This is a genomic window from Candidatus Babeliales bacterium (assembly GCA_040879965.1).
In the GTDB taxonomy this organism is placed as follows: domain Bacteria; phylum Babelota; class Babeliae; order Babelales; family JACPOV01; genus JBBDJI01.
On the sequence record JBBDJI010000011.1, the window covers coordinates 39,300 to 54,435 of the forward strand.

The following is a 15,136-nucleotide window of genomic DNA, read 5'->3' on the forward strand; positions in this document are numbered from 1 at the left end:
GTATGAAGCCTAAACATCAAAAAGCTGCTTATTTTGCAGCAAAAGGCTTATTTTCTAATTTGCTTAATTTTTATGAATTAGAAAATAAAATATCTAGTTTACCCGAAACTGAACGTGGTGATGCTTTTGAAGTTTTTGCGGAAGCTTACTTTAGGACTCAAGATCTTCATCAAGCTGCAGAAGTATGGCCAGAAAAACAATTACCAGAAAGTTTGCGAAAAAAGCTAGGCATACCAAACGATGCGGGTATTGATGGTGTTTTGAAAACTAATACTGATATATATATTTCTTACCAGGTTAAATTTAGGTCAAATAGAAATTCATTATCTTGGGATAATGATGGTCTTGGAAAATTTCTTGGTCAGAGTGATAGAGTAAGTCAAAGAATTCTTTTTACTAACTCAAACGACTTATCTACAGTAATGGATTCTCGTATTAACTTTAAACCTGTTAAAGGAAATGACTTAGATCGTCTTAATCATGAAGATTTTCAAACCATTGAAAATTGGCTTAAAACTGGTCTTGTTCAAAAGCATAAAAATAAACCCTATCCTCACCAAGTTGACGCAATTAATAACATTTTGAATGAACTTTCTATTAATGATCGGGCTACAGCAATTATGGCCTGTGGTACGGGCAAAACATTATTAGGACTTTGGGTTGCAGAAAAACAAAATGTTCAAACCGTATTGATTTTATTACCCTCTTTAGCTCTTGTTCGTCAGACATTGCATAGTTGGGCTAAAGAAAATAATTGGGATACTTTTAACTTTCTTTGTGTTTGTTCGGATAATACAGTAATAAAAGGAGATGATGAAACTATCTTGTATCAAAATGATCTGGATTTTTCTGTTACAATTCAAAAAAAAGTAGTTGAAGATTTTCTCAAAAATAAGAATATTTCAAGAAAAGTAATTTTTTCTACTTATCAATCATGTCAAATTGTGGCACAAGTAATCCCAAAAGATTTTTCTTTTGATTTAGCAATATTTGATGAAGCCCATAAAACAGCTTCACGTAAAGATGCAAATTATGCATTTGCCTTACAAAATGAAAATTTACCTATTAAAAAGAGATTGTTTCTTACTGCAACACCCCGTCATTATAAAGTGAATACAAAAGATAAAGAGGGCAATCAACGGCTTGTTTATTCAATGGATGATCAAAAGTCATATGGTAGGGTGGCGCATCAACTTTCATTTAGAGGAGCAGTACAAAAAGATCTTATCTGTGATTATAAGGTAATTATATCAATTGTAACATCAGATATGGTTAATAGAGCTGTCTTTAGAAAAGGTGAAGTTGTTTTTGGTGGGGATATTATAAAAGCAGAAAGAATTGCAAATATACTGGCCTTAAAAAATGCAATAGAACAATATAACGTTAAAAGAATTTTTTCTTTTCATAATTCAGTGGCTTCGGCTAAATCATTTACTGCATCTACTAATGAGGGGGTAGGTGTTCATCTTAAAGACTTTAATACCTTACATGTGAATGGTGCTATGCCTACCACTAAACGTGAGAGCTTCTTAAAGGAATTTGAAGAATCTAAAAAAGCAATTATTTCCAATGCTCGCTGTTTGACTGAAGGGGTTAATGTTCCAGCAGTTGATATGGTTGCGTTTGTAGCTCCAAAAAAAAGTCGCGTTGATATTGTCCAAGCAGTTGGTCGAGCTATGCGGAAACATGAAGAGAGTGGAAAAAAGCTGGGATATATTTTGTTGCCAATTTTTTTACAAATCTCTGAAAATGAAACAATAGAGCAAGCTTTAGCTAAAACAAAATTTGATACAGCATGGGATGTATTACAAGCTTTACAAGAACAAGATGAAAGTCTCGTAGAAATTATAGCACAAATGCGCGAAGAGCGAGGAAAAGCTCTAGGCATGAATGATAATAAATTAAGAGAGAAGATTGAGATATTGGGCCCTGAACTTTGTATTAATGAATTACGAAAATCAATAACAACTAAAATTGTTAATTCCTTAGGTTCTAATTGGGATGAACGATTTGGAGAGTTAGAAAAATTTAAAGAAGAGCATGGGCATTGTAATGTGCCTTATAATTATCAGGAAAGTAAAAAGTTGGGAGTTTGGGTAAGTATTCAGCGAGAGGCCTATAGAAAGAAAATTTTGACTTTAGATCGATACGAAAAACTTACTAATTTAGGTATTAATTGGCGCCTGAAAGCTTCATGGGAAGAAAGATTTTCTGAATTTGTTGATTTTAAAAAAGAAAATGGATGCAGCAGCGTTCCTTATAATGATAAAAATAAAAATCTTATGAGTTGGGTAGCAAACCAACGAATAAAACATAAAAAAAGAACACTTTCATCAGAAAGATTTGAAGCTTTAAATAATATAGGGTTTGAGTGGAATGGTCAACCGTCATGGGATGCAAGATTCACAGATCTTGTAAAATTTAAAGAAGAACATGGTCATTGCAACGTTCCTTATTCTTTGCCTATTGGTATATGGGCAGGTAGTCAAAGAAGGTTATACAAACAAGGATTATTAACTTCTGATAAATGTAAAAAATTAAATGATATAGGTTTTGAGTGGGATCCTATTAATGCAGAGTGGGAAAATAAATTTATAGAGCTAGTTGCTTTTAAAAAAGAAAATGGTCATTGTAATGCTTCTAGAGAATGTCCTCAAACTAAAAAGCTTGGGACTTGGATAGGAGTGCAAAGAAAAATACATAAAAAGGGGTTACTAGCACAAGAGAGATATAAAAGGCTAAATGCTTTAGGCTTTGTTTGGGATATAAAAAATACTATATGGAATGAAAGATTTGCTGAGCTAAACGATTTTAAAAAACAATATGGTCGTTGCATGGTACCTTATCCATATCCAGCAAATAGAAAGCTTGGAACCTGGGTGACAGAGCAAAGAAAAAGTCATAAAGAGGGTTTACTAGCACAAGAGAGATATAAAAAGCTAAATGATTTAGGCTTTGTTTGGGATCGTAATAATTCATCATGGGAGCAGATGTTTGCTGAGCTACTTTCCTTTAAAGATAAGAATGGGCATTGCAATGTTTCTGCTCGTTATAACGTTAGTAAAAAACTTATGACTTGGGTTTCCCAGCAGCGCCATTTGTATAAAATGGGAGGTAATCAATTATTTTTGAAGCGGATTGATAAACTTAATGCGATAGGATTTATTTGGGATGCCAATGTCATAGAAGGATTGTGGAAAGAGAAATTTGCAGAACTTGTAGATTTTAAGAAAAAAAATGGACATTGCAGGGTGCCAAAAAATTACGGAGAAAATCCAGCTTTAAGTAGATGGGTACAAACACAACGATATTTATATAATACCAAAAATAAACGATTGACTGCTGAACGTCTTGAGTTGCTCAATAAGATTGGCTTTTTTGTAAATTAGGAAGCTAAGATTATATCCAAATCTATTTTTTGTAACAAAACATTTAGATCGATAACCTTTAGGAAACAATGAGGAAAAAAACTTGATTTATGGCAGATTGAGAAATAAAAAAATATTGAATTTGAATTGTAAAACAATTTAAAAAAAGTTGAAACACAAATGATAAAATGCTTAGAAACATCTTTAAATACGATAGCTAATATATCGACCATAATTGGATTTATTTATGGTTTTTTTTGGCTAAGGAACTTTAAAAAACAAAAAAAATTAGAAAATAAATCTTCGGATGCTAGACGAGCACTTGATGAGCTTGTTTTTGTGAATCAAGTGCTTGCTGATTTATATACAGGTATTGATAGACAAAGACATGAAGTTTTAAAAGAAACTTTGCCTATTTATTTAAAAAAACTTCAATATACTTTGTCTTTATTAAGTGGTTATTCAGGAATTCAAGATGGTTTAGATCTTATAACAAAAATAATTTCAATCCTATCCAAAAATAAATCTAATCCTCAAGTTGCTAGCGATGAAATTCAAAGTATCCAAGCAAAAAATAAGTTTGATACCTTAGAGAAATCGTTACTTAAGATATATGAATTAAATATTTAAGTACATACTATCTAAATTTTTACTATCCTTAATTTCTAATTCAAACTTCCTAAACACTGTCTGAATCTGATGTAATGGAATTTCTATCATTATTTCTTTCTTCCTGAACATGTTTACGATCTGACACCAGTCTTCGTTAACCTGTTCTTCGAAATTCGAAGAACGGTAGAAAGCTTCGTATGGCAGGCCAGCTTTTTAACGGAATGGATCATAAATTGACAAAAACTTCGATAGAAAGATAGCGAAATATGCCCTTCGAAGCTCATAGAACGTAGTAGGGCCATTTTATAAAAGACAATATAATGTATTATGTTAGATTTTCTCCGATCGTTAAAAAATTCATCTAAAACTTATATTGGTTATACAGCTTATTTGGAACAGAGACTTGAAACATATAATTCAGGTGGATCCATTCATATTAAATACAATAGGCCTTGAAAATTAGTTATCTATATTGTTTTCGATTCTGAAGAAAAGGCTATAGAGTTCGAAAAATATATAAAAGCAGGCTCTGGTCATGTTTTCGCTAAAAAAGAGGTTTTTGTGATTATGAAAGTATATTTGCCTGTCCTCCGTAGCCTTGTGCAAAGGAGGAAGCAATACTTAAAATCAGGTTCGGGTAGGGTATTTACAGATAAGTGATTATTATAAACTTATTTCATTTTTTTTATTAACCAAATATTTTGCAATACAAAGTCGCTTTGCTTTTTCTGCTGCAGTTAATGGTTTCTCATGATTATCTATGTATTTTATTGAATGATCACAATTTTCGATATGGTTAATTAATGCGTTGTTCAAAATAACTGATGTTACTAAATCTTCAATTCCGCAAATTGCAATTTTGCTTCCATCGAGCATAAATAAACTCCCTTTTATAGAGTCCCATTGAGGTGAGCGACCTCTTAAAGTTTTATATTCAATATTCGTAAGAGTAATTGCATTTTGTTGAAGGTCAATTTTTTTATTTTGTTCAATATTTTTTAACTTTAATATGGTAACAAAATAGTTCTGGTTTTTTGTCCAGGTAATGGCTAAATCGCCAAGTACAGAAATACATGCAGAAGTTATTTTTGGGCCGTCGTTATCTTTTATAGTTGCTGAAAACAGGTTGTTTTTTGGCGTATGAATAAAAAGCTTCGTTGAAGGTACAGTAGAATCAGCATACCAAAGACCTTTTAATAAAGATGGCTGGGCATCGCTTATAATATTGCCTACGGTTTTTATGATAGGGCAGCCATTTTCTAAAACATAAAAATAGATTGGTGTTTTTTCACCATTATAACCATATAGATTTCGTTCAGTTATTGATGTGGTATTTTTTTGCATGGCATCTATATTTTCCCAATTTAGAATCTCATTTTCAAAATCTTTTGAGTTATCAATGTTTGACCAAGCAAAACTTATAATAAGATTTTGTATTTCTGGTGGTAATTTTAAAAAATAATCAAACTTTTGTTCTGTTGGTAGATCATTATTTTCAGATGTACCCAATGAGCTTACTGAGCTTCCTGGAAAAGTTTTTTGTGTTAGTAGCATCAGAAAGATGAAAACAATAATATTTTTTTTCATGAGTTTTTTTCTTTTAAGGATTATATGTTTTAATTAATTGAAATTTTGTAAATTAAATATGACTGTTAAATAAAGTATTGTATTAAGTATACTACAATTTATCAAAAAAAGTAGGAGAAGAAAATAAAGTTTTTGACTCACCTAATTGTTTTTTTATTGAGCGAATTCTTTTAATTTTTTTTTCATTAGATCAATTTCAATTTTTTGTGTAGTGATAATAGCATCAGCTAATTTTTTAATTTCAGGATCTTGCAACGAAGCTTTTTCGCACATTAATATTGCAGCGGCATGATGTGGAATCATTGATTTTAAAAATTCTTTATCTGATATTGCTATTTGTTGCCTAATAAAGATTAGTAACAGAATAAATATAATTAAGCTCGATACTGAGATAAAAAAATTAATTCTTTTAATTTTGTACATTGATCTCATTAAAACCAACTCAACTAATACCATTGGAATAGTCATTACCCCTGCCATATAGAGTTGATTTAAATTCATATAAACATTGGCAAATTTATCAACCATTACGTACATGAGTACATACATAGATATAAAAGATAAGATTGTCATAAAAAACAAATTAGTATATCTCATAAGCTTATTTTTCTCACCATTATGAAATTATTATAATTATAGCTATAAATTTATCTAATTAGATCGAGAATTTACAAGATATTATATTTTTTTTAAGATCTATTAAAATATAAGGTCTATGATAATATGTGATTGAAAAAGAAATTATTCAAAAAAATGAGAGAGGGAATTTATGAAATATTTTACCAATTTGATTGTTTTATTAATCGCAATAGCAGCGTCTTTATTTATTGGCAGTTCATATTATTATTATTCACCACTTTTTAAATCAGTAACTGAAGCAACAGCAGTAGTGTATCCAACTAAAGGAAACAAAGTATCCGGCGTGGTTAATTTTGCACAACAAAAAGATGGTATTCGTATTACTGCGCAATTATCAGGATTAACGCCGGGTAATCATGGTTTTCATATTCATGAATTTGGTGATTGTGCTTGTGATGATGCAGTTTGCGCAGGTGATCATTTTAATCCCACTAATCAACCGCATGGAGGACCGAATTCTGAGCAGAGGCATATCGGTGATTTTGGCAATATTTATGCCGATGAGAATGGTAATGCTCATTATGATCGAGTTGATGCAGGAGCTACGTTAAATGGACCGCATTCAATAGTTGGCCGTGCGGTGATAGTCCATGTACAAGAAGATGACCTCAAATCACAACCGACTGGCAATGCTGGTGCACGTATTGGCTGTGGAGTTGTTGGCGTTAAGAAAAATTAGTCAGGTTTATTTGCTTCAATCACATTGCGTAAAACTTTATTTGTTTGTTGTTGATATCCATACAGTTCTTTATCATTACCTAGATATTCAAATGTAGGATCATCTATATCTCCAATTATATAGAATTCGATGGGAGCAGTAATTGGCTGATTTGTTAAAGGATTTTTTGCCTGTATCCATTCAGGGTTATGCCTAGGGTCGTAATACCCTGGATTATGACCTGGATTTTTTTGCAACAGATTACCAGAATTGTCATGGGATCGTTGGGGATTAAGGTAGTTATCTCCAAAAAAACTCTTTAAAAGCGTATAAGCTTCAAATATATAATAATTTGTAGCTGGGGGTTGTGAAATTATAGCAATTATAGTTTCTTTGTCAGCTTTTGTATTTTCTTCTATAATATCTTTGAAAGTTTCCACATATAGGATTGGCTCAATGTCTTTTATGTCAATTGTTGCTACTTCTTGGCCATTTTTAATTAATTTTTTGATATTACGATTTACCGGTGGAGGCGATTGTATTTCTGGTAATTGGCTCAACATTTCTTGTAATGTTTTTAACTGTTGAGTGAGTTGATTTAAATTGCTCGAAAGCTGTTCCATTGCGCAAAGATATGTATTAACAAAAAAGCCAATCAGCATAACACTTTTAATTATTTTTTTATTCACAATAACTTCCTTTTTTATTATTGATAATATAAAAAATAATTAAACAAAAAATCAACACTTTTTGTTTTTATACTTAATACTTTTCCATTTATCTTAAAAATACTGATTTTAAAAGCAAAAAAAGCCTGTTTTCTTGCAGTTTTATTATGCTTATTTGTATTATAAAGATGAGTATGGTCAAGAATTTGATTGTTTTTATTTTGTTAATTTTTTGAAAAAAAGGAAAAGTTATGAGAAGAATTTTACTATTTTTTGTTTTAGCTATACCTTTTTTAGCGCTTGATGCGCAAAGAGGTGGAGGTCGTGGTCGCGGCGGAGGTAGAGCACTAGGAGGCGGTGGTGGAAGACCTGCCGGCATTGCTCCCAGTGTAGGACGAGCTGGCGGCGGTGGTGGATCATTTGGGCGAGCAGGTGCGGTTGGGCCAGCACGTGTTCAGGCTCCGCAAATATCAAAAGCTTCTGGCGTATCGATTTCTAGACAACAAGCAGCTCCTCAGATAAGAAGAGCGCCTCAGATTTCAGGACCAAAACGCGACATAAGACAACAACCTTTAGGTATTCAAAGAACTGGAATAAGACGCACAGGTATTGACAGAGTTAGTCGTCCAGAAGGAATTCAGAGAGCAGATATTTCTAGAATAACTGAACAAGGTCCACGAATACGAGAAGGATTGCGTATACCTGAAACACGACAACCAGTGAGGCCTAGGATTGGTACAAGAAGATTGCAAACTTCTCCTGAAAGAATCAGAGATTTATCTGGTAGAGTTTCTCAAATTCAAGAACAAGCTAAATCTTTAGCAGAACAAAGAAAAATCGAACGAGCAAAAGAACGGGTTTCTGAGCAAGCAAAACGTCAACAAACATTGGAAAAAATCAATGAAGAAAGAAAAAAGTTGCGGGAGCCAGATATTGCGCGTCAAATAGAAAGAAAAACTGACATACAAAGAAGAAAAGAAAAACAAGAGCGTGCAGAAAAGATAGCGAAAGCAAGAAAAGATATCTCAGCAGAACAAGTAAAAAAACTAAGAGATATTAGATTAAAAGAAGGTGCAGAGAAATTACAACAAGCAGAACGTCTAGAGAAACAAGCTCAAAGAGAAGGCCCTCGAGATATTTCCAGTCAAGAATTACAACGAGCTCGAAGACAGGTTACTTTTGGAGATAGAGCTGCAAGGCTAAAAGCTGGTCGTTTGCAACGAGTAAGGGGTGGTAAAGATTTATTTGGTAAGCGCCGTTTATCACCACGAGAAAGGCTTGTCTTAAGTAATTATTTCTCATATTGGAATAAGCATTATTTATGGCATGATCCTTTTCATTGGTGGGGACGTCATAATTGGTGGTTAAGCCCTTGGTGGTGGTGGGGATATGATTGGAATCCATGGTGGATATATCAAATTAGTTATATTCCAACCATAGAATATCGCTATGAAACACCAGTATATCAATATGAAACCATTACTACACAACAAGATACTTCTTTAGAAGAACGAGTAAGCCAATTAGAAGAAGTCGTTAATGAATTATCAAAAGGTATTGAGGAGCAACTTAAAGCACTAGATATTTTGGCAGACAATATTAATAAGCTTCAAGAAACAATAGAAGAATAAAATTAAAAAAGAAAAAGGAAAAAATAATGAAAAAGTTATATTTAGTTTTAGCATTACTTTTGACTTCAGTTGGTTTGTCAGCACAAAGTTTGGAAGAGCGAGTAAATCAATTAGAAGATAAAGTAAATACTATTATTGAACAAGAAAAAGAACGGAATGAATCATTAAATAAACTTGCTGATAGTATTTATAAATTACAAGCATCTATGGAAAAAAAGCAAGGTAAGTTAGGAGAAACTGAAGAAGAATATTAAAAAAGCAAGTGAAAGAAATAAAAAAGGAGCCGTTGTTTTATACGGCTCTTTTTTTGGTTAAAATTTTTTTATAGATTATTTTTTAAATTCTTGAAATAAAAATAAAAAAATCAATAAAATGAGAATGAGATCATAAAGGAGAAAAGATGAAACAAAAGATTTTGCTCTTCGGATTTATTTTCTTTTGCTTACCGATAACCAGTCTATTGAGCATAAGCGAAGAAAAAAAATTTCAATGGTTCCAAGCAATTGAGAATAAAGATCTAGATAAAGTTAATAATATTATTAATCGAGTAAAAGATAATCAAGATCAATTGATAGAAATATTATCTTTAAAAAACGATCATGAGGAAACTGGATTAGTAGCTGCTTTATATAAAGATAATTATGAGATTGCAAAAGCGATTTTAGAAGGTATAGAAAAAATTAAAAATCCGAATATTCGGAAAAAAATTATTAATACTCAAACAAAAGAAGGCTATTGGGCTTTAAATATAGCTTTATTTCCTAGGAAATATGAATTTGCAGAAAATTTAATAAAAATTGGCGCAGATCCTAATATAAAAAACAGTATAAGCGGTAATACTCCTTTACATAGTTTAATTCCTAACAAAGACCAGATTAAATTTTTATTAGAACATGGTGCAAATCCTAATATAAAAAATCATTATGGGGAAACACCGCTGATAAGAACAGTGCTTGTACCATTTCCTGATAAAGATATAGCCGAAGTAGTAAAATTATTTCTTGAAAAAGGTGCCAATTCCTCAATTAAAAATAATAAAGGTAAAACTGCACTTGATTATGCAAAAATAAGATCTTTACCAGAAACCATAGAAATTTTGGAGAAAACAATCAAAAAAAATTAAGAGGAGAAAAGCTGAAAGAGAATATTAAAAGAAGCAATTCAAGCAAAAAAGGATCGTTTTGAGCGACCCTTTTTTCTAATCATTAAATAAGTTTTTTTATTTCATTGTATTGTTGTGAAATTTTTTCATATGCATCGCTTGGCAGCGTTTGTTTTGCAGTTTTTAATGTGTTCTTAAGTGCATTATTATATAGGTTATATTGTTCTTTTTTTAAAACACCAAGATTTCTATCTTTATCATCTTCAATTAATCTTGCCAACTTGGTTATGTTGTTTCTAAAAAATTCTTCTGAATGCAGAGATACTTGTTGAAATGGTTTTGGCAAATTATTGTTATTAAACATCAAGCGTTTTTTGACAACTTTTTTTGTTGGCGGTTTATCATTTTTTCGTTTTTGAGTTTTTATTTCTTGTGCTCTTGCAAATTGATCCAACGCTTCATTTAATAAAACTGAGTCATGCTTAATTTCTTCAAAAGCGCGTAACGTATTTTTGCTGAGAGCTTCTTCAGGATAAAAACCCCAATCATTAATATCAAGATTATTTTCATTAGTAAAATTTGCCGATCCAACACCAAGTAACCACTTATTATTTGGTTCTCTTCTTACAAATGCTTTAATATGATTAGCTACGGGAAAACGCCCACATTTGAGTTTTTGATCAGGATTATATACATAAATAGGAATATTATATTTATCCTGTAGCATTAATAAGAAATCTTGGGTCGCTTCATTTCTTAGATTATGACCATCAATTTGTAAATGATTAAGAAAGCCTTTTTCTGCTAAATCTTTAATTTTGTTTTTCATATTTTCATCATTAATTGCATATAAGTTAATCCAATAATCTGCTTTTTTATCCAATCGTTGGGCCACTGATGTTGTAATGTCATAATCTAATGAACTAATAGAAGTGCTTTTTTCAGGCGTTACATCTAATGTGAATTTATTGACCAAGTCTACACTATCTTTTTTTGGTGTTTTTACTGCGTTTTTTTGAGACCTAGCAATATTTTCAATTTTATTATGCGTTTCTAAATGCTGTTCAAAAGTATCCTGATCAATATGATAAATCATTGCTTCTTTATTAGCATTTTTATCATAATAACCAGGCTGATGGCTTGCATAAGTAAAATTACGAGAGCCGTTATAAAATCTGAATTGGCGCTCTTCTTTTGCTTGATCAAAGTATGTCCAGCCAATATTTTTTGTATGCAATTGTTGTTTTTTATTTTCAGTTGTTAAGGGACCATTAAATAGAGTAATACCTAATTCCTTCATTTCAGTAGGAGTGCTTTTATTGGTGGGTTGATTTAATATAATCTTAACCACAACGCCTTCACTCTTTTTTTTCATAAGAAGCTTTTTTAATCGGGTATCAGTTAAGTAAAAATCATGCATAAAAATTAAATCACCTTCACTCGTTTTTTCAAGTGATTTTAACACATACAGCATACCACCATCATTTTCATGATTAGTAAAAAAAATAGTTGTTTTATCTGGAGACGTAAAAATTTCTTTTTTAGTCACCGAAGGTTTTTTTGGTGATGGAGATTCCATACCATGCATAGAAATATTACTAAAGCTGATCATAAGTAATAATAAGATTAATGTATATTTATTCATAAGCAATACCATACTTTTTGAAAAGATTCCTAAATGTTCCCACCTATAATTATATATAATACGTAATTATTCCTATTTGTCAAGATGGGGGTGTAATATTATGGTTTAATAGGCGGTATGAAATGGAAAAAATATTTAATTGAAGAGAGCAATTTTATAGAGAGTATGTAAAGTTTCAATCGGATTATTGTGTGAAAAAATGCCTGAAGCAATTCCTACTTGATCAACACCATGTTGTATTAAATTCTGAATATTGTCTTTATTAATACCACCATCCATCACAATCTCAAATGAAAGTTTTTGTTGTTTGCGATGGTTATCTAACTCAATGAGTCGATCTACAGAATGTTTTATAAATCGCTGTCCAGAAAAGCCAGGATCAACAGACATGAGCAAGATGCTATTGATTGTATCCAAAAAGGGAAAAATTTCTGAAAGGGGTGTTTTTGGATTTATTGCTATGCTTGCCAACCATTTTTTTTCTATTATGCGATTTGTGGTCAATTTAATATTTTTTGTTGCTTCAATATGAAATGATACCGTATCGATAGGTCTTAATGTTAGTAAATCCAAAAATTCATACGGTTTTTCAATCATCAAATGCACAAATAAGGGTTTAGGGGTAATTTGTGCGAACGCATTAACAAACATCGGCCCCCAGGTAAGATTTGGTACAAAATGCCAATCCATTACATCGATGTGAAATCCATCACAATGCGATTCTAATGATTGTATTACTTTTCTAAGATTAAGAATATCGGCAGAAATAAGTGAAGGGAAAATAGTAATATGCTTCATAATAATCTTTTTTTGAGTTTTTTAATGCTATCCAATATGTTACGCTAGGTAAAGAAGTTTTATTTGTTTATTTACATTAACACAGCGAGTTTATTATGTCATCAATTCAAAATCCGCGTATTTCAATGTTCATTTTAATGCAAAATGATTTGGATAAAGCAATAGAATTTTATACAAATCTTGGTTTTTCATTAAATTTTCATATCCCACAGCAATGGGCAGAATTTTCTACAGAAAATATAAAATTGGGTCTTGCTTATACTGATATTGATTTGCCAGAAAGACGCACGGGTATTGTATTAGAAGTGGATGATCTTAAAAGTTGGTGTAATCAAGTTGTTGAGCGTGGTATTACTTGTTCCGAGCCAGTTGAACAGGTACATGGTGTTATGTCAAGTATTACTGATCCTGGTAATAATATTTTAGAGCTTTATCAGCCGACGCCAGAAAAAATGGAAGAAGCAATTAAAAAGCATGAAGAAAAAAAATAGTTGAATTTTTATATAAGCTTAATATTTAAGAGCAGTATATAAAATAATTGCTATGATTTTTGGAAATACGCTTTTGACTAAAGGTCGAATATGCTTTTTCTTTTCTTTAATGCAAATATCACATGAGCCAGAGCATTGCGTATTTTTGCATGCAAGATATTTGCCAATTATGGGGATATTGGGGGCATGAGTTTTAAATATATTACTTTTCATGCCTCCTTTTACCGATAACTCAATAACATCAGAACAACTGAGATGATAATAGCTTAAGTATGATGCTATACCCAAAATAATTGGATGCGTGAGCAATTCAGTATCATTGGAAGCGGAAATAAAAAGTGATGCAGCTGCTTTGAATATGAATTGTTTATCCGGTGGATTCATTTTTATGCCAAGGCTGATGATAGCTTCAATTATGTTGGGCGCCAACATTGAAGAACATGCCTCAATAAGCATCGGTTGTTTTGTAATACTTTTATATAAAGTAGCAAATTTTTTTAATTGATTAGTTGATTGTGGTTTTTTAGTTTCAGTACTGTATAAAGATAATGTTAGAAAAGAAGTACAAAAAATTGTTAATAAATGTTTATTCATAAGAAGAAGCCAATATAATATAAGTTATGCAAAAAATTGTTGCCAAAGATAAAATAAAGCAGCACCAGAGGCTAATGCTAAACTACGTTTAGTAAATTTGCAATGGTTGCAAGCACCAGTGCACCCATTATTATCGCATGCAATAGAGCTGCCTATGAATGGGACATTTTTTATGAGATTTTGAAAAGTTTTGGTGTAAGCAAGCCCACTACCAATTGTAGGAATTATAAATAAAGGCGTTATTAAGGTTTGCATAAATTGCTTTACACTTGTTTTAAAACCATATCGAGATCTATTTTTTATATAAAACATAGAAAATAAAATTATCATCGCACTGGCAAAATCTTTTGTGTAGGTTTTAACTTCTGTTAATTCCTGATTTGTTAATCGATAAGTCTTTTGTTTTTTTATTTCCCAATGATCTGCAGATATCATATTAAAGATTGAACATAATAATAAACTATAAATTATTTTTTTCATTATTAACCTTTTAACCCAAAATATATATAGATACTTTATAGATTTAATCATGAATTTTTTTAAGAAAAACTGCAAGGATAAAAAATGAAAAGAAAAGGAATCTTATATAAGACTCCTTTTTATTACTTAACAACTGAAATAATATTTTTTATTATTGGTATTTTTTATATATTTCTTTTGCTATGATAGCTGAAATATTATACGAAATTTTAATAATTATTTCCATGCCTCAAATATAAAGTCTGTCACTCGATACAAACCAATAGCAATTGCTGTTTTAGTTAATTTGCAATCATTGCAAATACCAGTACATTTAGAGTTTTCACAGGTAACATGAGCTCCTATGCCAGGAATTCTACGAACTATATTTTGAAATGTTTCAGTATAAACTATTGCTGCAATTCCTCCAGCAACAGGGGTTCGCCAAGCAAGATTTCTTAAGCCTTCAGCCTTATCGTTATCTGTTAAAAAACTTAATGCTGCTAAGCTTCCTGAAATACCTATAACTTTACCAACATCGGTTGGATTAATCGCAATATTTTCAGCGCATTTTTTTACCGTACTATTTTCCGATGCTTTTTCAGTCAAATAATTTACTGCTCCTGCACCAAAAAGAGCACCAATTGCTTTAAGTGTATTGTTATGATCCATTGCTTGCATATTTGAGTTTAGAAAAGAAAAAATTATAGCTATGCTTAAGTATTGTTTGTTATTCATAAAAGAAATCCTTCGAATAAAATATTTAAAAATTGATCTTTATGATATAATAGTTTTTATACCTTGTCTAAGTTTTAATTTTAAATAACCACTTTTATGCTTTAGTTTTCAAAAAAGTTAAGCTTGAATGTGATACAAATATATTA

General features: G+C 31.1%; 15 protein-coding genes. 7 read left to right on the plus strand and 8 right to left on the minus strand.

Annotated features, from left to right (window positions below; translation table 11 throughout):
* Positions 1 to 2 precede the first annotated feature (2 nt).
* Both WDZ41_02165 and WDZ41_02170 read left to right on the plus strand, forming a co-directional pair.
* The gene (locus WDZ41_02165; GenBank protein ID MEX0940137.1) at positions 3 to 3,389 is read left to right on the plus strand and encodes a Helicase associated domain protein; all 3,387 of its coding nucleotides are present in this window, start codon (positions 3 to 5) and stop codon (positions 3,387 to 3,389) included.
* 159 nt (positions 3,390 to 3,548) lie between these two features.
* Entirely contained in the window at positions 3,549 to 3,998 is a 450-nt protein-coding gene (locus WDZ41_02170) for a hypothetical protein (protein ID MEX0940138.1), read from the plus strand.
* Between the two features lie 645 nt (positions 3,999 to 4,643).
* On the opposite strand, the gene WDZ41_02175 is transcribed toward WDZ41_02170, so the two are convergent.
* Positions 4,644 to 5,567 carry a hypothetical protein gene (locus WDZ41_02175; GenBank protein ID MEX0940139.1) on the minus strand — a complete coding sequence of 308 codons (924 nt, stop codon included), beginning with the start codon at positions 5,565 to 5,567 and terminating at the stop codon, positions 4,644 to 4,646.
* A 153-nt stretch (positions 5,568 to 5,720) separates the two neighbouring features.
* A complete protein-coding gene (locus WDZ41_02180; protein ID MEX0940140.1) occupies positions 5,721 to 6,164 on the minus strand; it encodes a DUF305 domain-containing protein in 444 nt (147 codons plus the stop codon).
* Between the two features lie 172 nt (positions 6,165 to 6,336).
* Between WDZ41_02180 and WDZ41_02185 the strand changes: the two genes are divergently transcribed.
* Entirely contained in the window at positions 6,337 to 6,885 is a 549-nt protein-coding gene (locus WDZ41_02185) for a superoxide dismutase family protein (protein MEX0940141.1), read from the plus strand.
* Here the strand turns inward: WDZ41_02185 and WDZ41_02190 are convergent.
* A complete protein-coding gene (locus WDZ41_02190) occupies positions 6,882 to 7,553 on the minus strand; it encodes a hypothetical protein (GenBank protein ID MEX0940142.1) in 672 nt (223 codons plus the stop codon). The two genes, WDZ41_02185 and WDZ41_02190, sit on opposite strands and share 4 nt — an antisense overlap.
* A gap of 230 nt (positions 7,554 to 7,783) precedes the next feature.
* Between WDZ41_02190 and WDZ41_02195 the strand changes: the two genes are divergently transcribed.
* The 3 genes from WDZ41_02195 (at position 7,784) to WDZ41_02205 (ending at position 10,286) form a co-directional block, all read left to right on the plus strand.
* Complete coding sequence (locus tag WDZ41_02195; protein MEX0940143.1) at positions 7,784 to 9,163, plus strand: hypothetical protein; 1,380 nt, start codon at positions 7,784 to 7,786, stop codon at positions 9,161 to 9,163.
* Between the two features lie 26 nt (positions 9,164 to 9,189).
* Positions 9,190 to 9,417, plus strand: a complete 228-nt coding sequence (locus WDZ41_02200) for a hypothetical protein (protein MEX0940144.1) — start codon at positions 9,190 to 9,192, stop codon at positions 9,415 to 9,417.
* A 146-nt stretch (positions 9,418 to 9,563) separates the two neighbouring features.
* On the plus strand, positions 9,564 to 10,286 hold the full coding sequence (locus WDZ41_02205; protein MEX0940145.1) for an ankyrin repeat domain-containing protein: 723 nt from the start codon (positions 9,564 to 9,566) through the stop codon (positions 10,284 to 10,286).
* An 82-nt stretch (positions 10,287 to 10,368) separates the two neighbouring features.
* On the opposite strand, the gene WDZ41_02210 is transcribed toward WDZ41_02205, so the two are convergent.
* Positions 10,369 to 11,910, minus strand: a complete 1,542-nt coding sequence (locus WDZ41_02210) for a hypothetical protein (protein MEX0940146.1) — start codon at positions 11,908 to 11,910, stop codon at positions 10,369 to 10,371.
* 135 nt (positions 11,911 to 12,045) lie between these two features.
* Positions 12,046 to 12,708, minus strand: a complete 663-nt coding sequence (locus WDZ41_02215; protein MEX0940147.1) for a ribulose-phosphate 3-epimerase — start codon at positions 12,706 to 12,708, stop codon at positions 12,046 to 12,048.
* Positions 12,709 to 12,803: 95 nt separating this feature from the next.
* Between WDZ41_02215 and WDZ41_02220 the strand changes: the two genes are divergently transcribed.
* Positions 12,804 to 13,199: a VOC family protein gene (locus WDZ41_02220; GenBank protein MEX0940148.1), complete on the plus strand. Its 396-nt coding sequence runs from the start codon at positions 12,804 to 12,806 to the stop codon at positions 13,197 to 13,199.
* 18 nt (positions 13,200 to 13,217) lie between these two features.
* Here WDZ41_02220 and WDZ41_02225 read toward each other — a convergent pair whose 3' ends face one another.
* From WDZ41_02225 to WDZ41_02235, 3 genes are all read right to left on the minus strand, one after another.
* On the minus strand, positions 13,218 to 13,793 hold the full coding sequence (locus WDZ41_02225) for a hypothetical protein (GenBank protein ID MEX0940149.1): 576 nt from the start codon (positions 13,791 to 13,793) through the stop codon (positions 13,218 to 13,220).
* A gap of 24 nt (positions 13,794 to 13,817) precedes the next feature.
* Complete coding sequence (locus WDZ41_02230) at positions 13,818 to 14,273, minus strand: hypothetical protein (protein MEX0940150.1); 456 nt, start codon at positions 14,271 to 14,273, stop codon at positions 13,818 to 13,820.
* Between the two features lie 216 nt (positions 14,274 to 14,489).
* Positions 14,490 to 14,990, minus strand: a complete 501-nt coding sequence (locus WDZ41_02235) for a hypothetical protein (protein MEX0940151.1) — start codon at positions 14,988 to 14,990, stop codon at positions 14,490 to 14,492.
* Between the last annotated feature and the right edge of the window lie 146 nt (positions 14,991 to 15,136).